Origin of the sequence: Salegentibacter sp. 24 (genome assembly GCF_004362395.1) — a bacterium.
Taxonomy (GTDB): Bacteria; Bacteroidota; Bacteroidia; order Flavobacteriales; family Flavobacteriaceae; genus Salegentibacter.
The window spans coordinates 125373-144542 of the sequence record NZ_SNWE01000006.1 but is presented as its reverse complement, the minus strand read 5'-3'; the positions used below and the strand labels follow the sequence as shown (position 1 = coordinate 144542).

At 36.6% G+C, this 19170-nt stretch carries 17 protein-coding genes; 14 read left to right on the top strand and 3 right to left on the bottom strand.

The features are described 5' to 3' along the window. The first annotated feature begins 121 nt into the window (after positions 1 to 121). The 7 genes from DET49_RS06050 to bshA all read left to right on the top strand — a co-directional run bounded on the left by DET49_RS06050 (position 122) and on the right by bshA (position 9276). On the top strand, positions 122 to 1222 hold the full coding sequence (locus DET49_RS06050) for an N-acetylmuramoyl-L-alanine amidase (RefSeq protein WP_133547199.1): 1101 nt from the start codon (positions 122 to 124) through the stop codon (positions 1220 to 1222). Between the two features lie 59 nt (positions 1223 to 1281). Further along, on the top strand, positions 1282 to 2238 hold the full coding sequence (locus DET49_RS06045) for an MlaD family protein (RefSeq protein WP_133547198.1): 957 nt from the start codon (positions 1282 to 1284) through the stop codon (positions 2236 to 2238). A 6-nt stretch (positions 2239 to 2244) separates the two neighbouring features. Beyond that, positions 2245 to 3582 (top strand): (Fe-S)-binding protein, encoded by a 1338-nt coding sequence (locus DET49_RS06040; RefSeq protein WP_133547197.1) that lies wholly within the window; start codon positions 2245 to 2247, stop codon positions 3580 to 3582. An 85-nt stretch (positions 3583 to 3667) separates the two neighbouring features. Continuing rightward, the gene (locus DET49_RS06035) at positions 3668 to 4459 is read left to right on the top strand and encodes a (Fe-S)-binding protein (RefSeq protein ID WP_133547196.1); all 792 of its coding nucleotides are present in this window, start codon (positions 3668 to 3670) and stop codon (positions 4457 to 4459) included. Positions 4460 to 4629: 170 nt separating this feature from the next. Beyond that, the gene (locus DET49_RS06030; protein WP_133547195.1) at positions 4630 to 5115 is read left to right on the top strand and encodes an ABC transporter ATPase; all 486 of its coding nucleotides are present in this window, start codon (positions 4630 to 4632) and stop codon (positions 5113 to 5115) included. Continuing rightward, positions 5115 to 8042, top strand: coding sequence for a glycoside hydrolase family 3 N-terminal domain-containing protein (locus DET49_RS06025; RefSeq protein ID WP_133547194.1), 2928 nt, complete (start codon positions 5115 to 5117; stop codon positions 8040 to 8042). The genes DET49_RS06030 and DET49_RS06025 overlap by 1 nt, the downstream gene beginning before the upstream one ends. A 100-nt stretch (positions 8043 to 8142) precedes the next feature. After that, positions 8143 to 9276, top strand: coding sequence for an N-acetyl-alpha-D-glucosaminyl L-malate synthase BshA (gene bshA, locus DET49_RS06020; RefSeq protein ID WP_133547193.1), 1134 nt, complete (start codon positions 8143 to 8145; stop codon positions 9274 to 9276). A 55-nt stretch (positions 9277 to 9331) separates the two neighbouring features. Here the strand turns inward: bshA and DET49_RS06015 are convergent, their stop codons facing one another. Further along, complete coding sequence (locus tag DET49_RS06015; RefSeq protein WP_133547192.1) at positions 9332 to 9832, bottom strand: hypothetical protein; 501 nt, start codon at positions 9830 to 9832, stop codon at positions 9332 to 9334. 140 nt (positions 9833 to 9972) lie between these two features. Between DET49_RS06015 and DET49_RS06010 the strand changes: the two genes are divergently transcribed. Beyond that, positions 9973 to 12891, top strand: coding sequence for an FAD-binding and (Fe-S)-binding domain-containing protein (locus tag DET49_RS06010; protein WP_133547191.1), 2919 nt, complete (start codon positions 9973 to 9975; stop codon positions 12889 to 12891). A 1-nt stretch (position 12892) separates the two neighbouring features. Here the strand turns inward: DET49_RS06010 and DET49_RS06005 are convergent, their stop codons facing one another. Beyond that, positions 12893 to 13879, bottom strand: a complete 987-nt coding sequence (locus DET49_RS06005; protein WP_133547190.1) for a GlxA family transcriptional regulator — start codon at positions 13877 to 13879, stop codon at positions 12893 to 12895. Between the two features lie 176 nt (positions 13880 to 14055). Here DET49_RS06005 and DET49_RS06000 point away from each other — a divergent pair, with 176 nt between their 5' ends. The 6 genes from DET49_RS06000 to DET49_RS05975 all read left to right on the top strand — a co-directional run bounded on the left by DET49_RS06000 (position 14056) and on the right by DET49_RS05975 (position 18250). Continuing rightward, positions 14056 to 14436 carry a VOC family protein gene (locus DET49_RS06000; RefSeq protein ID WP_133547250.1) on the top strand — a complete coding sequence of 127 codons (381 nt, stop codon included), beginning with the start codon at positions 14056 to 14058 and terminating at the stop codon, positions 14434 to 14436. An 11-nt stretch (positions 14437 to 14447) separates the two neighbouring features. After that, on the top strand, positions 14448 to 14810 hold the full coding sequence (locus tag DET49_RS05995) for a nuclear transport factor 2 family protein (RefSeq protein ID WP_133547189.1): 363 nt from the start codon (positions 14448 to 14450) through the stop codon (positions 14808 to 14810). Positions 14811 to 14887: 77 nt separating this feature from the next. Beyond that, positions 14888 to 16696, top strand: coding sequence for a VOC family protein (locus DET49_RS18570; protein ID WP_133547188.1), 1809 nt, complete (start codon positions 14888 to 14890; stop codon positions 16694 to 16696). Positions 16697 to 16823: 127 nt separating this feature from the next. Continuing rightward, complete coding sequence (locus DET49_RS05985) at positions 16824 to 17258, top strand: VOC family protein (protein WP_133547187.1); 435 nt, start codon at positions 16824 to 16826, stop codon at positions 17256 to 17258. 8 nt (positions 17259 to 17266) lie between these two features. After that, entirely contained in the window at positions 17267 to 17638 is a 372-nt protein-coding gene (locus DET49_RS05980) for an iron chaperone (RefSeq protein ID WP_133547186.1), read from the top strand. A gap of 3 nt (positions 17639 to 17641) precedes the next feature. Further along, complete coding sequence (locus DET49_RS05975; RefSeq protein WP_133547185.1) at positions 17642 to 18250, top strand: DinB family protein; 609 nt, start codon at positions 17642 to 17644, stop codon at positions 18248 to 18250. Between the two features lie 63 nt (positions 18251 to 18313). On the opposite strand, the gene DET49_RS05970 is transcribed toward DET49_RS05975, so the two are convergent. Continuing rightward, positions 18314 to 19108 (bottom strand): UDP-2,3-diacylglucosamine diphosphatase, encoded by a 795-nt coding sequence (locus DET49_RS05970; protein ID WP_133547184.1) that lies wholly within the window; start codon positions 19106 to 19108, stop codon positions 18314 to 18316. Positions 19109 to 19170: the final 62 nt, after the last annotated feature.

Below are 19170 nucleotides of genomic sequence, written 5' to 3'. Positions count from 1 at the left end.
TTTTGTAAAGAATGGCTTGCTTTTTGCAAATTCAAAATTACATATATTTTTTCAGCTTAGTTTTGAGATTTCCTGAAAAAAAGTAATTAAAATAATAAGCCTAAACTAGCGTTACCTTTTTATGAGAACGAACCTACTTAAACTTTTCGTATTTTTCCTTATTTTTCTTGTAAGCTTATCAAGTTTGTCTGCTGCTTGCGAAAAACCGCGAGACCGTTTTGTAGTGGTTTTGGATGCCGGCCATGGAGGTAAAGACCCAGGGAATATGGGTAATGGTTTTAAGGAAAAGGAAATTGCCCTGAATATTATTTTAAAAATTGGGGAAGCTTTAGAGAAAAAAGAGGGTATTGAAGTGATTTATACCCGGGATTCTGATGTTTTTATCCCTTTGGATAAAAGGGCGAAAATAGCCAATGACGCCAATGCTGATTTGTTTGTATCTGTTCATTGTAACTCGCATAATTCTCAGGCCTATGGTACCGAAACTTTTGTGTTAGGACTTCATAAAACCCAAGAAAATTTTGAAGTGGCCAAAAAGGAGAACTCGGTAATATTTCTTGAGGAGGATTACGAAGTAACTTATGGGGGCTTTAATCCTAATTCTCCTGAATCTTATATAGGAATGGCTTTGATGCAGGAAGAATATTTGAATCAAAGTATCCTTTTAGCTGATTATGTGCAGAAAAATTTCACTAATGAATTAAATAGAAAAAACAGGGGAGTAAAACAAGCTGGATTTTTAGTTCTTAAAAATGCAGTGATGCCCAGTGTGCTTATAGAAACTGGCTTTTTAACAAACGATCACGAAGGCCCTTATTTAAATAGTAATACCGGGCAAAATAAAATGGCGGCTGCAATTGTTGCTGCTATAGAGAAATACGCTAATAGTATAAATCTATCCAGTCTGGAAAATATTGGGAATGTTTCCTCAAATAATGTTAATTCAGAAAGTGAGATTTATAAGGACATTATTTTTAAAATTCAACTTGCCGCAGGTTCTAAACGTCTGGAAACTAAGTCTTATAATTTCAAAGGTCTACAAAATGTGGAGCGAGCCAGAGAGGATGGTATGTATAAGTATTATTATGGTGAGACTTCAGATTATCTTGAAATAAACAAACTTCACCACCAGGCTAAACAAAATGGTTATCCTTCCAGCTACATTGTTGCCTTTAAGGATGGCTCCAAGATTACAGTTAATGAGGCGTTAAAATCAAAGTAAATTCGCCCTACCTTTGTATTTTTATTTCTAAATTTGTGTTTATCTTAAAAAAATAGCTTTTGAAATTTACACGTGAAGTAAAAACTGCATTATTAGCAATTATTGCTATCCTCTTACTTATTTTTGGTTATAGCTTCTTAAAAGGTAAAAACCTGTTGGAATCCAGTAGGGTTTTTTATGCAGTCTATAATGATGTCGCAGGGCTTTCCCCTTCTTCAGCCGTTACTATAAACGGATTAAAAGTAGGGCAGGTAACGAAAATAAGCTTTCTTGATTCTCAAGGCACACTTTTAGTAAAATTTACAGTAGAAAATGATTTTAAGTTTTCAGAAAATAGTATTGCCCAAATTTATGGTGGTAATATAATTGGTGGAAAATCCTTAGCTATTCTTCCTAAATACCAAATGGGTGATATAGCAAAATCAGGGGATACTTTAAAAAGTGATACAGAGGAAGGTATTATGGAATTAGTAAACGATCGATTAACACCACTTCAGGAAAAAGTGGAGAATACTATTGTTAGTGCTGATTCTCTTGTTACTGCCATCAATAAGATTCTAAACGACAGTACGAGGCACAATATCAGAGACACCTTTGAAGACCTGAATGCTACTGTTTCTTCTTTTAAAGTTACCGCGAATACTCTGGAAGGTATTGTTGGTAGAAATTCGGATGAATTAGATAGAACCTTTACCAACCTAGATGAAATGACTACGAATTTCAATAATTTCTCAGATACCCTAACGCAAATGGATATCGGAAGAATTACCAATAACCTTGAAAAAGTGGTGGCAGATTTCGAAAATGTTTCGGATAAATTGAATAATAAGGAAGGTACTCTAGGAAAGTTAATTAATGATGATGGTGTATATAATAACCTGGATAATGCCACTAAACAGTTGGAGCAGCTTTTACAAGATGTAAAACTAAACCCAAAACGATACGTACATTTCTCAGTCTTCGGCAAAAATCCCGAACCATATCAGGAACCAGAGGTAGAGGATTCATTAAAATAGCCAACTATGCAAATTATTTTTCAGGTCTTATTTTTAATAGCCTTAATTGCTGGTATTAGCTTTTTTGCGCGTAATATTCGTCGATTATTAAGAAATATCAAATTAGGAAAGGCAATTGATAGAACTGATAATAAGGGAGAGCGCTTTAAAAAAATGGCAAGGATTGCCTTTGGCCAAAGCAAAATGGTAAAAAAGCCGGTTTCAGGTTTTCTTCACGTCATTGTTTATCTAGGTTTTATCATTATAAATATTGAAGTTCTTGAAATTATAATTGATGGTTTGTTCGGTACTCACCGCATCCTTTCCTTTATGGGTGGTTTTTACAATGTGCTAATTGCTTCCTTTGAAATTCTGGCCTTGCTTGTTTTAATAGGAGTTATCATTTTCTGGGTAAGAAGAAATATCTTAAACATTTATCGTTTTCTAAGCCGGGAATTGAAAGGTTGGCCTAAGAACGATGCCAATTACATTCTTTATTTTGAAATGGTACTAATGTTGCTTTTCTTGGTAATGAATGCTACAGATTATCAACTTCAGTTAAATGGAGCCTCTTATTATGCCAGTGAAGCTGGAATAACCGGTAGCTTTCCAATCAGCCAGTTTCTGTTACCTATTTTTGATGGGATGAGCAATTCTTCGCTAATTTTAATAGAAAGAGCAGCCTGGTGGTTACATATTTTAGGAATCCTATTTTTCCTGAATTACCTTTATTACTCTAAGCATTTGCACATCTTACTAGCCTTTCCAAATGTTTATTTTTCAAAACTTAAGCCTCAGGGAGAGTTAAACAACTTGCAATCGGTTACCGATGAAGTTAAATTAATGATGGATCCCAATGCCGATCCTTTTGCTGCTCCTGCAGAAGAAGACCAGGCAGAACCCGATAAGTTTGGTGCTTCAGATGTTTTTGACCTTAATCAAGTTCAGCTATTGAATTCATATACTTGTACCGAATGCGGAAGATGTACTGCAGAATGCCCAGCAAATCAAACCGGTAAAAAACTTTCTCCAAGAAAAATTATGATGGATACCAGGGATAGGCTGGAAGAAGTAGGAGAAATCATTAATACAAAAGGAAAATACGAAGACAATGGCAAACAATTGTTGGATGATTTTATATTAAGGGAAGAACTTTGGGCCTGCACTAGTTGTAATGCTTGTGTGGAAGCTTGTCCTGTAGGTATAGATCCACTTTCTATAATTATAGATATGCGTCGCTATTTGGTGATGGAAGAGAGTGCCGCACCAAATGAATTAGCCATTGCGATGACCAATATTGAAAACAATGGAGCTCCCTGGCCTTACAACCAGCAGGATAGACTGAACTGGGCAAAAGAAAATTGATTTTCTCTGATATTTAATAGAGGATTTTCTCATTTTTGAAATTACAAGACTGGAAAGTCTTTTTAATAATTAAAAGGAATTAGATATGGCAGAAACGTTAAAAGTACCCACAATGGCTGAATATATGGCTGAAGGTAAAAAACCCGAGGTCTTATTTTGGGTTGGTTGCGCCGGTAGTTTTGATGACAGGGCAAAAAAAATAACCAAGGCTTTTGTAAAGTTGTTACACGAAGCCGGGGTAGATTTTGCTGTTCTAGGTACTGAGGAAAGTTGTACAGGTGATCCTGCAAAACGTGCTGGAAACGAATTTCTTTTTCAAATGCAGGCAACTGCTAATATCGAAGTCCTTAACGCTTATGAAATTGAAAAAGTTGTTACGGCATGTCCGCACTGTTTTAATACTATAAAAAACGAATATCCTGCTTTGGGTGGGAATTACGAAGTTATGCACCACACGCAATTTTTGAAAGCCTTGCTAGAGGAAGGTAAATTAAAAGTTCAAGGTGGAAAGTTTAAAGGCAAACGGATCACTTTTCACGATCCTTGCTATTTAGGCCGGGGCAACGGGGAATATGAAGCTCCACGTGATTTGTTAAGAAAACTGGAAGTAGAGCTGGTTGAAATGCGCAAATGCAAATCCAACGGACTTTGTTGCGGTGCCGGTGGTGGGCAGATGTTTAAAGAGCCAGAACCTGGAAATAAGGACGTTAATATTGAACGTACAGAGCAGGCAATGGAAGTTAAACCTGAAGTTATTGCTGCTGGTTGTCCTTTTTGCAATACCATGATGACCGATGGAGTAAAAGGGAAAAATCAGGAAGCTAATGTAGCAGTAATGGATGTTGCTGAACTTATTGCAAACGCTCACGATCTTTAATAAATATTCGAAATTAATTTTATTATATTAAATAAGCTTGAGGTTTCTGCTCGGGCTTTAAGTATTTTACCTTTCATTTTTATGGAAAGAATCAAACGTTAAAAGCCCGATCTATACTTGAGACAAGAGCTAAATCAATTAGTTTTGTAAAAATATAATTTTAGCTATTTATGTTAGTACCATTCGAAAATCTACCTGATTCTTCAAGGGTTTGGATATATCAGGCAAATCGATCTTTTACAGCTGAAGAGCTGGAAGAAATTCAATCCCGTCTAGACCAGTTCATTACACAGTGGACTGCTCACGGAGCCGACTTGCAGGCTGGTTATCTTATAAAATATAAACGATTTATTATTCTATCATTAAACCAGGAGCTCAATGCAGCCACTGGTTGTTCTATAGATGCTTCCGTTCATTTTATTCAGCAATTAGAGAAGGAATTTGGGGTGGATCTTTTAGATAAAATGAATGTATCCTACAAACAAGGAGAATTCATAGCCTATAAAAGTCTAACCGATTTTAGAAAAATGGCTAAAGAGAAAGCGGTTTCCTCTAAAACCATTGTATTTAATAATCTTGTAAATAACAAAGCTGAATTTCTTACAGACTGGGAGGTACCCGCGTCTGAAAGTTGGCATAAGCGTTTTATTCATTAATGAAATTTACTTCCGCTCCGAAAGTCTTTTTTTTAGCCTATTTTTTACTTGCTTCCCTAGCGCTGTCTGCTCAAAACAATCCTTTACTGGCCGAAGATCCTATAGCACAGAAAGAATGGGTAGATAGCATTTATAATTCATTGAGCCTTCAAGAAAAAATAGGTCAATTGTTTATGATAAGTGTTTCCTCTGAAAGCGGCCAATCTTATATCAAGGAGGCTAAAAAGCAAATAGCTGAAGAACATGTTGGGGGCGTTATTTTCTCTAGTGGTGGGCCTCTTCGACAGGCAAAATTAACCAATGAGTTTCAAGAACTTTCCACAACACCTCTGCTTATTGGAATGGATGCAGAATGGGGGTTGGCTATGCGTCTTGATTCTACTTTTGCTCTTCCTTGGAATATGACTCTTGGAGCTATCCAGGATAATAATTTAATCGAAGCAGCCGGGGCGGCCATTTCACGTCATACAGAAAGATTGGGGGTGCATATTAATTTTGCACCCGTAGTGGATATTAATACCAATCCAAATAACCCGATTATAGGAAATCGAAGTTTTGGCGAGAATAAAGTAAACGTAGCCGAAAAATCACTGGCTTTTATGCATGGAATGCATCGGGAAGGCATGCTCTCCAGTGCTAAACATTTTCCTGGTCATGGCGATACAGATTCCGACTCGCATAAAACTTTACCCACTATTCCATTTACTAAAGAAAGGCTGGATAGTGTAGAATTGTATCCCTATTATCCATTAATCGTCCATGGGCTTACCAGTGTTATGGCTGGCCACTTAAATATTCCAGCACTTCAGGAAAATAATAAAACACCATCATCACTTTCAAGAGCGATTATCACTGATCTTTTAAAAGATAAAATGAATTTTAAAGGGCTGGTTTTTACTGACGCCCTGAATATGAAAGGTCTCACCAATAATAGCGAACCCGGAGATGCAGAGTTAAGAGCTTTTCTGGCTGGGAACGATATGCTTTTAATGCCTGAAAAAATCGATGTGGCTTCAGAAGTGTTAATAAATGCGTTTAAAAATAATATTATTTCTCCCGGAAGACTGGCACATTCTGTAAAAAAGATTCTTCAGGCTAAATATAAAGCAGGTTTGCATAAACAAAAAAAGCTCCGAGAAAATTTTCTTATTGAGGAATTAAATACCGTACGTGACGAAGTTTTATTGGAAGAACTTTATGAAAATGCACTTACCCTCATCAAGAACAATAAGGGTGTTTTACCTATAGAAAATCTCGCTGACACTAAGATTGCTTATGTAAATTTTGGAGATGCCGATGGAAAACCATTTTTAACAGAATTAAGGAAATACGCCAATGTTGATTGGGTTACTGCGCCGAGTCTTAATAATTTGCAGCAAAAACTAAAGCAATATGATTTAGTAATTTTAGGCTATCATAAATCAAACAGCAATCCATGGGCTTCTTATAAATTTTCCACAGCAGAATTGCATTGGATCAATCAAATTTCGACAGAAAACAATGCAGTTTTAAGTCTGTTTTCAAGTCCATATGCATTGAGAGAATTGCGCGGTGTAAACGAGCTGGATGGGATTCTGATAAATTATCAAAATCATCCTATTGCACAGCAAAAGGCGGCCCAATTAATTTTTGGTGCAATTGAAGCCAGGGGTAAACTTCCAGTAAGCATAGGGAATAATTTTCCTGAAGGGACAGGTTATCAAACAACTAATTTAAATAGGTTGGCCTATGGTACGCCTGAAAGTGTTGGTTTGAATTCCTATAAATTAAGTCGAATAGACAGTATAATTACTGAAGCTATTGAAAAAGAAATGACTCCCGGTGCCCAAATCTTAATAGCTAGAAAAGGAAAAGTTATTTATAATAAAAATTTTGGTTATCACACCTACGAAAAACAAATTCCGGTTTCAGATACTTCTGTTTATGATTTGGCCTCCTTGACAAAAATCTTAGCAACCTTACCCCTTATTATGGGGTTAGAGGAAGAAGGTATAATCAATTTTGACACAAAGTTAGGGGAAATGATGCCTGTTTTTCAGAATTCTAACAAATCGAATATACGGTTGCAAGATATGCTGATGCATTATGCTCGGTTAAAATCCTGGATTCCTTTTCATATTAATACAATTGACAGAAAAACAAGGTCACTTTCAAAACATTATTTCAGGGAAGTTGCTTCCGATTCATTCAATACCCGGGTGGCCGACAACATGTTTCTCAGAAATGATATGCAGGATTCAATCATAAATATTATTAAGGAGAGTGAGTTAGAACGCTCTTTAGAGTATAAGTACAGCGATTTGCCCTTTTATATCCTTAAATATTACTTGGAAGGCTACTATGGTCAGACCTTGCATAATCTAACTCAAAAAAAAATATATAAGCCTTTGGGAGCTACACATACAGGTTATTTGCCTTCTTCAAGATTTCCTTTAGAACAAATTGTTCCTACAGAAATAGATAAGCTTTGGCGCAAACAGCTTGTGCACGGGGAAGTCCATGACCAGGGTGCGGCTTTGCAGGGTGGAATTGGTGGACATGCTGGTCTTTTTAGCAATGCCAACGACGTAGCCAAAATAATGCAGGTTTATCTTAATAGTGGAACCTACGGAGGCAAAAGATATCTTAAGGAGGAAACCATTTCCAAGTTCAACACTTGTTATTATTGCGAACAAGATGTAAGGCGAGGGGTTGGTTTCGACAAACCACAGCTTGGTAGTTCGGGTCCAACCTGTGATTGTGTTTCTATGGAAAGTTTTGGGCATAGTGGCTTTACAGGCACCTTCGCCTGGGCCGATCCTGAAGAAGAAATTGTTTATGTATTTTTGTCTAACAGAACTTTTCCGGACGCTACCAATAGAGAATTGATTAGAGAAGATGTAAGATCAAAAATACAGGAAATTATATATGACTCTATAGATTATTAGCCGCTAAATTTTGGCCGATTTGCAAGAGAGAAATTAAAAAATAATAAAACCGGGCACTTACCCCCGAAAATATCCTCATTTAGTGAGTAAATCAAAGTTGATGAAAATAGCTATTGTTTGTTATCCTACCTTTGGAGGTAGCGGCGTGGTTGCGACAGAGCTTGGTCTAGCTCTTGCCAAACGCGGTCATGAAATACATTTTGTAACCTACAGCCAACCTGTTCGTTTAGATCAACTTTCTGCCAATGTGCGGTTCCACGAAGTACATGTGCCAGAATATCCACTTTTTCATTATCAACCATATGAACTTGCATTAAGTAGTAAATTGGTAAACGTGGTCAAACAATTTGGCATTGAACTTTTACATGTGCATTATGCAATTCCGCATGCCTACGCTGGTTATATGGCTAAAAAAATGCTTGCAGAGGAAGGGATAAGGTTACCTATGGTAACAACGCTACACGGCACTGACATTACTTTAGTAGGGAATCACCCTTTTTACAAACCTGCAGTAACTTTTAGTATAAATAACAGCGATGTGGTGACATCGGTATCTAAGAGTTTAAAAGATGACACTTTGAAATTTTTTAAGATTAGGAATATAATTGAGGTAATTCCTAATTTTATTGATTGCAGCAAATACGATAAAAAAGAATTTACCGATTGTCAGCGTGAAATGATGGCTGATAGAAAAGAAAAAATCATTACCCATATCAGTAATTTTAGAAAGGTTAAGCGTATTGATGATGTGATTAAGATCTTTTATGAAGTTCAAAAGAAGATAGATGCTAAATTAATGATGGTGGGGGAAGGCCCTGAAAAAGAAATGGCTGAGGATCTCGTAGATGAACTTCATATTTCTGATAAAGTTATGTTTTTAGGGCAAAGTCACGAAATAGACAAAATCTTATGTTTTTCTGATTTATTTTTATTGCCTTCAGAAAAAGAAAGTTTTGGGCTTTCGGCTTTGGAAGCTATGGTTAACGGCGTGGCTGTAATTTCAACCAACACTGGTGGTTTGCCAGAGGTTAATCAGGAAGGAATTTCCGGTTATTTAAGCAATGTTGGGGATGTGCAGGGAATGGCTGCTAACGCCTTAAAAATCCTTGAGAATGAGGAAACCCTGAATAAATTTAAAAATAACGCAAGAAAAATTGCAGAAAAATTTGATATAAAAAATGTGATGCCGCTTTATGAAGAGGTTTATGAAAAGGCATTACAAACTACTGTATAAAAAAAGAGGCTGTTTCTCAATAGCCTCTTTTTTTTCAATCTAATATTCTTTTAACTTAGAATTGGTATCTAACTCCAAGGGCGATATCCGGTGTGAATTCATTTAAGACATCATTATCACTAAAGAATCCAAACTCAGGTCTAAAATCTAGCGAAATCATTAAAGGGATATCAAAATTATATTCTATACCAATATCACCGGCAAGAAATAGATAAGTTCCGCTATCTTCATCGCGAAATTCTGGATTTGCATCAACTCCCAAAAGTCCGGCACCTGCACCAGCATACCAGTTAAATCCACCTTCAATATTCCAGACCCACTGGTAAAGTCCGGTAAATTTAAAGGCATCATAATCAGAATCATCACGCCATCCAAGATCCAGTTCCAGACGGTTGTTATCGTCTCCTAGAGCTCTTTGGTAGGAAATTTCGACTCCAACTCCATCACCGCCACCAAATCTTAGTCCTAAAGCATTATCTGAAATCGTTTGGGCTTCAGCTTGATTATAGAATGTGGCGCCGATAACAAAAGCGGCAAGTAAAAATAATTTTTTCATTGTTAGCGTTTTTTAGAATTGTTAGCAAATTTAAATGTTAAAACCTCATCCAAAACGCAAGTGAAGCTAATGTATTGTTAATATTGTTTAAGAATCTGTTAACCGCTTTTAGGGAATTTTTCTATTTTTAACCCAGCATTATGAAAGAAAAACTCAACCAATTATCCCAGCAAATTGATGGTCAGTTATTTGACGATAACCTATGGCGTTCAATCTACGCTACCGATGCATCTGTATATCGCGAAATGCCTTTAGCTGTTTGCTATCCAAAAAACGAAAATGATTTAAAGAAGCTTATTAAATTTGCAAAAGATAATAAAACTTCATTAATCCCTAGAACAGCTGGAACTTCATTGGCAGGCCAATGCGTGGGCGATGGGATCGTGGTAGATGTTTCTAAGCATTTTACCAAAATCATAAAAATTGATACAAGTGCCAAAACGGTATTGGTACAACCCGGTGTTATTCGGGATGATTTAAACAGGGTTTTAGAGAAATACGGGCTTTTTTTTGGTCCCAATACGTCAACATCCAATCGTTGTATGATAGGTGGAATGGTGGGCAATAATTCCAGTGGAACCACTTCTATTAAGTATGGTACAACCCGTGAAAAACTGATTTCTCTCAAAACAATTCTCAGTGACGGAAGTGAGGCAGAATTTAAGAACCTTTCTGCGGAAGAATTTTTTGAAAAATTAAAATTGGATAATTTAGAAGGCGAGATCTATCGTAACATTGATAAGCATTTATCCTCAGAAGAAAATAAAAAAGAGCTAATTGAGAAATATCCACCTAAAAGTTTACATAGAAGAAATACTGGTTATGCTATAGATGAATTACTTTATGCTGAAGTTTTTTATGAAGGTTCTAATGAGCCTTTAAATTTATGCAAGCTACTTTGTGGAAGTGAAGGTACTTTAGCCTTCATCACCGAAATTACTTTGAAACTGGATGATTTGCAGCCCCCCGAGGCAGCGATGATTGCTGCGCATTTTGACAGTATCGAAAGTTGTATGCAAGCCGTAGTTCCGGTAATGGAACATTCCCTATACACCTGTGAGATGATGGATAAAACCATTCTGGATTGTACCAAACAAAACTTGAAGTATAAGGAAAACCGCTTTTTTATTGAAGGTGATCCCAAAGCTATTTTAATGCTGGAAATAAGGGCTAATACAACCGGGGAAGTCCAGGAGCAAAGTCAGCGTGTGCTGGAAACATTAAAAGCCTCCAATTTAAGTTATGCCTATCCAGTTTTAATGGGTGGCCAAATCGAACTCGCGATGGAATTGCGCAAAGCCGGCCTTGGTTTGCTAGGCAATATCATCGGAGATAAAAAAGCTGTGGCGTGTATTGAAGATACGGCAGTGGCCATTCCATATTTAGCTGATTATATTGCAGAGTTTGCAGAAATCATGAAGAACTACGGGCAGGATGCAGTTTATTATGCCCATGCCGGAGCCGGAGAAATTCATTTACGTCCAATTCTAAATTTAAAGAAATCTCAAGATGTAAAACTCTTCAGGAGCATTACCACTGATGTCGCTAAGCTAGTGAAAAAATACAATGGTTCCTTAAGCGGAGAGCACGGAGACGGTAGGGTAAGAGCAGAGTTTATTAAAATGATGATTGGGCCTAAAAATTATCAGATGCTCCGCGATATTAAATTCACTTTTGATCCACATAATATTTTTAACCCTGGAAAGATCACTGATTCGGCGCCAATGGACACCTCGCTTCGCTATGAAGTAGATAGAAAAGAACCGGAAATTTCAACTTTGATGAATTTCTCGGAATCAGAAGGAATTCTAAAGCTGTCCGAAAAATGCAATGGCAGTGGCGATTGTAGAAAATCTTCTGAAGCGGGCGGTACGATGTGCCCCAGTTATCGCGCTACAAAGGATGAAAAAGACACCACCCGCGCCCGCGCCAATACACTTAGAGAGTTTTTAACCAATTCAGATAAAAGGAACCCATTTAATCACGAGGAAATAAAAGAGGCTTTTGATCTTTGTATTAGCTGTAAAGGTTGTAAAAGCGAATGTCCTTCTAGTGTAGATGTGGCTGCTTTAAAGGCCGAATTCCAGTATCAATATCAAAAAGAGAATGGCAAAAGTTTACGAAGCATAGCTTTTGCCCATAACGCCAGAATGAATAGTTTGGCCTCAAAAACTCCTGGAGTTGCGAACTTTTTCTTTAAAAACAGAATCACCTCCGGCATTGCCAAAAAGATGATGGGTGTTGCACCACAAAGAAGTTTACCAATTTTAGCAAAACAAACTTTAGCAAACTACTATCAAAGGAATAAAAGGCGTTTACAACCAGAGAATCCTATCAAAACAATTTATTTTTTTAATGATGAATTTACTAATTTCCTGGATTCAGAAATTGGAATTGATGCTTTAGAGTTATTATATAAACTCAACTACGGGGTAAAATTTGTAAAACACGAAGAAAGTGGTAGAAGCCATATTTCAAAAGGTTTCCTGGAAGAAGCAAAGCGATTTGCTAATAAAAACATCAATATTTTTAAGGATATCATCTCCGACGAAACTCCCCTAATCGGCCTGGAACCTTCGGCGATTTTGACTTTTCGGGATGAATATGTAAGGCTTGCAGATGAAAAAATAGATGCCGAAAAACTGGCAAAAAATTGTTTCATTATTGAAGAATTTTTAAAAAAGGAAATCGCCCTTGGTAATATAAAACCGGAACAATTTTCTACAGAGGAAAAAACTATTAAAATCCATGGTCATTGCCATCAGAAAGCTCTTTCCAATACGGCAGTGACTTTTGATGTTCTTAACCTACCTAAGAATTATAAAGTTAGCATCATTCCATCGGGTTGTTGTGGTATGGCGGGATCATTTGGATACGAAAAAGAACATTACAAGGTGAGTATGAATATTGGGGAACAAACTTTGTTCCCGGTAGTTAGAAAAGCCGCCGAGGAGATTCTCATTTCAGCAAATGGTACAAGTTGTCGCCACCAGATCTTTGATGGAACAAAACGCAGCGCTAAACACCCTGTGAGTATTTTAAGGGCCGCATTGGTTTAAATTAAACCGCGGTTCTCACGCGATTATATTTGTTCCGGTATTGTCCTGGGGATATGCCAGTGATTTTCTTAAAAGTATTGCGAAATGTTTTTTCATCCGAATACCCGACTTTGTACATTACGGCAACTATATTTTCGTGTGAAGATTCAAGGCTACGTTTGGCAGCTTCTACCTTAACCCGTTGTGTATATTGGCTAATAGTATTATGGGTAGCCTTTTTAAATCGGCGTTCCAGGCTTCTGCGGCTCATGGCGAATCGGTTGGAAAGGTTGTCTATACCTAATTTTTCCTGGAAATGGGCTTCAATATATTCCTGCACTCTTTTAATAGTAGGATCATCGTGACTTTTTTGACCTTCAAAAATTCGAAATGCAGATTGTTCCGATTTGTCTATATCAATCATAAAGGTCTTGGAAGTGAGGATTGCCATATCACGGCCTGCATATTTTTCAATTAAATAGAGGAGTAAGTTAAGATAAGAATAGGCGCCGCCACTGGTATAAATAGAGGAATCTTCAGTTATTATCTTATCGGCTACCAGATTGACTTTAGGGTAACGTGATTTAAAATGATCGGCATGAATCCAATGGGTTGAGCATTGCTTTCCATCTAAAAGTCCTGTTTCAGCAAGAAAGAATGCGGCAACACATAAACTGGCAATTTCAGTTCCATTTCTGTAATGCTTCTTGAGCCACGGTACAAATTCTTTATTCTGTTCGAGCGTAAGCTTAGGTTCATCATGGATTGCAGGAATGATAATAAGATCGGTTGTAATAATGTCAGCAATCATTTTCTCCGGCTTGACAGAAAAAAGTCCATTTGATTGCTCGGTAGGACTTGAAACTCCAACTAATTCAACTTCAAAAATCGGTTTTTTACCAACTTGTGACAAAAAACCATTTACCTGATTGAAAATCTGGTGCGTCCCAACAATATTGACCAAGCTTGTATGACCTCTGGGAATCAGGATTGAAATATGTTTTTTCATAGAGTTGTCAAATTAAGATTAACACCGATTGAATAATCTTTTGTTCTGGAATACAGTCGTTTAAATTACTAAATCCTAAGCAAATTTGTCGCAAATTCACCTAAAACTTGGCGTAATTCACCCACAATTTTTTGAGAAAAGCCTGTAACTTTATGATAACCAATAAAAGAAGTAAAATGTTTAAATACTCCACAGTCTTCAGTAGCTTTTCGGTAAACGATGTTCAAGTAGCCCAGGAATTTTATACAAATATGCTGGGATTTTCAGTAAAAAATAATCCTATGGGAATTTTAGAGCTTGAAATCCCTAACGCTAACAACATCTTTATTTACCAAAGACAAGATCACCAACCAGCCGTTTTTACTGTGCTGAATATTCCAGTTGAAAACATAGATGAAACTGTTGAAAATCTGGCTAGCAAAGGTATTCAATTTGAAGACTATGAAGGCCAAATTGCCACGGACGAGAAAGGAATTTTTCATAGTAATGGAAATGGGCCAAATGTCGCCTGGTTTAAAGATCCTGCAGGTAATATTTTATCAATTTTACAAGAATAAATCATCAAAAAATGGCAGCTAAAGAAAATTTTATAAAAGAATTCAATCAGGCTTTTGCAAATGGAGATATTCCTTTTATTCTGGATTGTTTGACCGAAAGTATTGAATGGGTAATGATCGGAGGCAATACCCACAGGGGTAAGGCCGCCTTTGAGATGGAAATGTCTAAGATGAAAGATTTTGAAATGATGGAAATGAAGATAGATAAAGTGATAACCCACGGTAAGTTTGCCTCGGCAAATGGTCGTTTCAAAATCAATGAAAAAGAGCAGGAGGAAACTTATGGTTTTTGTGATGTTTATGAATTTGATAGTTTTAAAGGCTTAAAAATCAAAAATATCACCTCATATGTAATCCTTCTAAATGAGAAATAATTCCTCCTTCAGTTTTATTGATTGCTTTCCCAGTATTTACCAATTGCAGAGAATCAACTGAATTAAAACTATCAATTATGAAAACGCAAAAAATAATTCCCAACCTATGGTTTGATTCTGGAAAATTTTCTGCTGAAAAAGCTGTTCGGTTTTATAAATCAATTTTTAAAAATGTGAAAATTCAAAGCATTACCCGTTATGGTAAATCCGGACAGGAATTACATCATCAAAAACCCGGTAGTGTAATGACCGTCAAATTTTCTATGGAAGGTCATGAATTTGTTGGTTTAAATGGTCCACCTTATTTTCAGTTTAATGCGTCTGTTTCCTTTTTTATGCTCTGTAAATCCGATAAAGAAATTGATAGGGTATGGAGAAAATTAAAGGAAAAGGGGCAGGTTTTGATGCCTTTAGCTAAATACGACTGGAGCCCTAAATATGCCTGGGTGCAGGATAAGTTCGGGATACACTGGCAATTAATGTTGGAGGAGTCATCTTCTACTTTGGAAAAAATAGTTCCTGCTTTATTCTTTACAGGTAAAAGCCATGGAAATGCCGAAGAGGCAGTACAATTTTATACTTCGGTTTTCAGAAATTCAAAGCTGGAAGGCATTCTAAAGTATACCGAAGAGGATAAAAACAATTATGCCCTGGGATCAGTTAAACACGCGCAATTTCAATTGGAAAATCAAACTTTTATGGCAATGGATAGTGGTGTGGAAAACAATTTCCCGTTTAACGAGGCGATTTCCTTTATTATCGATTGCCAAACCCAAGATGAAATCGATTACTACTGGAATAAACTCTCAGCGGTTCCCGACGCTGAGCAATGTGGATGGTTAAAAGATAAATTTGGGGTTAGCTGGCAGGTAGTGCCTTCAACGTTACTCAATAAAATGTTGCAGGATCCAGACAGCGAGAAAAAGGATCGCGCTATCGCTTCATTTATGCAAATGAAGAAATTCAACCTTCATCAATTAAGGGCTGATTTTGAGGGGCAAAAACAGGAAAAAAATAAAATTATGGAAAGAAAAGAATTTAGGGCTACAATTAATGCGCCCCGTGAAAAAGTGTGGGAGGTTTTATGGAGCGAGGAAACCTACCCAAAATGGACAGCACCATTTAGCGAAGGCTCCCGCGCGAAATCTGACTGGAAAGAAGGGAGTAAAGTGTATTTTTTAAATGCGGAAGGAGAAGGAATGGTGGCTTTAATCGATAAACGCAAAGATCCCGAGATTATGAATTTTAAACACCTTGGGATGATCGATAAAAATGGCAATGAAGACCTGGAAAGTGAAAAGGTGAAATCCTGGGCAGGTGCAATGGAAAATTATCGTTTAGAGGAAAAAAATAGGGCAACCCGCCTTATTGTAGATATGGATATGGACGATGAATACAAAGATTATTTTCTAAAAACCTGGCCAGAGGCATTAGAGAAATTAAAGGAATTAGCTGAAAACGACCACTCGATGCTACACCCGATAACTATTTCTACTAGCATTCATGCACCAATTGATAAGGTGTGGGAAGTTTGGAACGATCCCAAACATATTGAAAACTGGAATGCAGCTTCATCAGATTGGCATACCACCTCGGCAAGTAATGATTTAAGAAAGGGCGGAAAAATATCCAGTAGAATGGAAGCTAAAGATGGAAGTTCCGGTTTTGATTTTGAAGGTGTTTATGATGAAGTAAAACCTAAAAAACTCCTGGTCTACACACTTGCTGATGGCAGAAAAGTGGTTATAGATTTTAAAGAAAACAATAATAGCACCTTAGTACGGGAAAGTTTTGAACCTGAAAGTGCAAACAGCCGTGAAATGCAACAACAAGGATGGCAGGCGATCTTGAATAATTTCAAAATATATACAGAAAAGATAAAATAATTAAACAACCTTAATTTGCAATACGACTAATTTTTACCCACCTGATTTCAGAATTGAACAAATGAAAACAGGATGACGGGTCTTAAGTTTTTAAATAAGCATTAGAGGTATTTAAAACTAAATAATTATGGCAACATTAAATCCTTATTTAAATTTTAACGGCAACACCGAAAAAGCTTTTAACTTCTATAAATCTGTTTTTGGAGGTGAGTTTTCCAGTTTAATGCGTTTTAAAGATATGCCGCCATCTGGGGAAAATAGCGCAAAAGTTCCTCAGGAAAATAAAGAGTTTATTTTGCATGTTTCCCTCCCCCTAGGAGACAGTGTTTTAATGGGTTCCGATTGTATTGAATCTTTTGGACAAAAAGCAATTTTTGGCAGCAGCAATTATATTTCAGTAACTCCAGAGAATGAAAAGGAGACCCGCCGAATTTTTAAAGAACTTTCCGATGGGGGAGATGTTGAAATGCCGTTGGAAGAAATGTTCTGGGGAGATCTCTTTGCCAGTTTCACCGATAAATTCGGAATAAAATGGATGTTAAATTATGCACTTGGAAAATAATTGATCTAATGAAAGAGACATCTTTGGCGCTGAAGGTTGACGCTTATATTGAAGATTTTTCCGGTGAGGTAAAATCCCGGCTAATCAAATTGCGAGACCTAATAAAGGAAAAAGTTCCTGAAGTAGAGGAGGGGATTAGCTATGGAATGCCTTCATATAGATTAAATGGCAAAGCATTGGTTTATTTTGCCGGTTATAAAAACCATATAGGCTTTTATGCCACCCCCACAGGACACCAAAAATTTTCAACTAAATTGAAAAAATATAAACAGGGAAAAGGTTCGGTTCAATTTCCACTAGATCAGGAATTACCCCTTGATTTAATTGGAGAAATCGTCATTTTTAGAAAGAATGAAAATTTACATAAAACAAAAAATTAAACTATGAGAATTTCAATTTATCACCTGTTTCTGCTTTTTATAGCAGGACTGCCTGTTATAGCTCAACAAAATAGCAATGACAAAAATTTCTTACTGGATCATTTTGAAGAAACCTCTCAAAACCTTGAAAATGAAATCTCCGGACTTTCATCTGAACAGATGCATTTTAAGTCTTCACCTGAAAAATGGTCGATTAGCCAATGTATAGAGCATATTGTACTAACGGAGAAAATGTTATTTGAAATGAATTTTTCCGAAATGAAAAAAACAAACAATCCAGAACGAAAAGGGGAGGTAAAGATTATGGATAAAGAAATACTGGAAGTGATGGAAGACCGAAGTAAGAAATTCAAAGCGGATGAAAGTTTAATAGGAAAAGGTAAATATAATCATCCCTTAGAGGCTTTAACCGAATTTCAAGAACAACGGCGAATGGTGTTGAATTATATACAGCAAACGCCGCTTGAAACTTTCAGGAATCATATAACCGATTCCCCTTTCGGGCCTGTTGATGCTTATCAAAGCATGTTATTTATTGCAGGACATAGTGCAAGGCATACGCTTCAGATAGAAGATATCAAAGCTTCAGAGGGCTTTCCTGAAAAGGAGTGACACCTTATAAACTAATATGCTCTTCTACTTTTATAATTTGGAGAATAACTGCCCGCTAAATAATTACTTAATTACTGCAATGGCCGCCAACAGGTTTTTTTCAGATTGTTTTTTAAGCTGATGGTAATAAGAAAGATTCCATTTTTTATTTTCATATTCTAAAGCGCTTAGATTTTCTACCCAATCACCCGAATTTAAATAGAGACAGGTACCTTTCCTGTTAGTTTTTCGCACTATTATGGGTTGGTGAATGTGACCACAGATCACATATTTATAGCCCTTTTCAATGGCAAGATCTGAAACTGTTTTTTCAAAACTGGCTATAAATTTTCCGGCATTTTTAACACTGTCTTTAATTTTTTTCGAAAGGGAATATTTCTTTTTCCCCATTTTTATTAAAATCCAATTCAGTAAGCGATTTAGTATAATCAATAAATCATAGCCCCAACCCCCAAGTTTAGCGATCCATTTTGCCTTCTGTATACCTACATCAAACACGTCACCGTGAAAAAACCAGGCTTTTTTCCCGTCTAAATTGAGAACATACTTATCGGTAATGAGTAGATCCCCAATTTGGGTATCGCTGAACTTTCTCAGGAATTCATCGTGATTTCCTGTAATATATATGACCTTTGTACCTTTGGTGCTAAGGTCAATTATTTTTTTTATTACTTCAAGGTGCGCTTTTGGAAAAAAACTTTTTCTGAATTGCCAGATATCGATAAAATCTCCGTTTAATATCAGTTTTTCCGGCTGAATGCTTTCCAGGTATTCGCATAATTCCGTGGCATGAGATCCATAGGTTCCAAGGTGAACGTCTGATATGACTACTATTTCGGGTTTTCTTTTTCTGACCAATGTAATGTGGTTCTTAATTACAAATTACAGCAAAACAAAGCTTTACCTCCTTTAATTCCTTT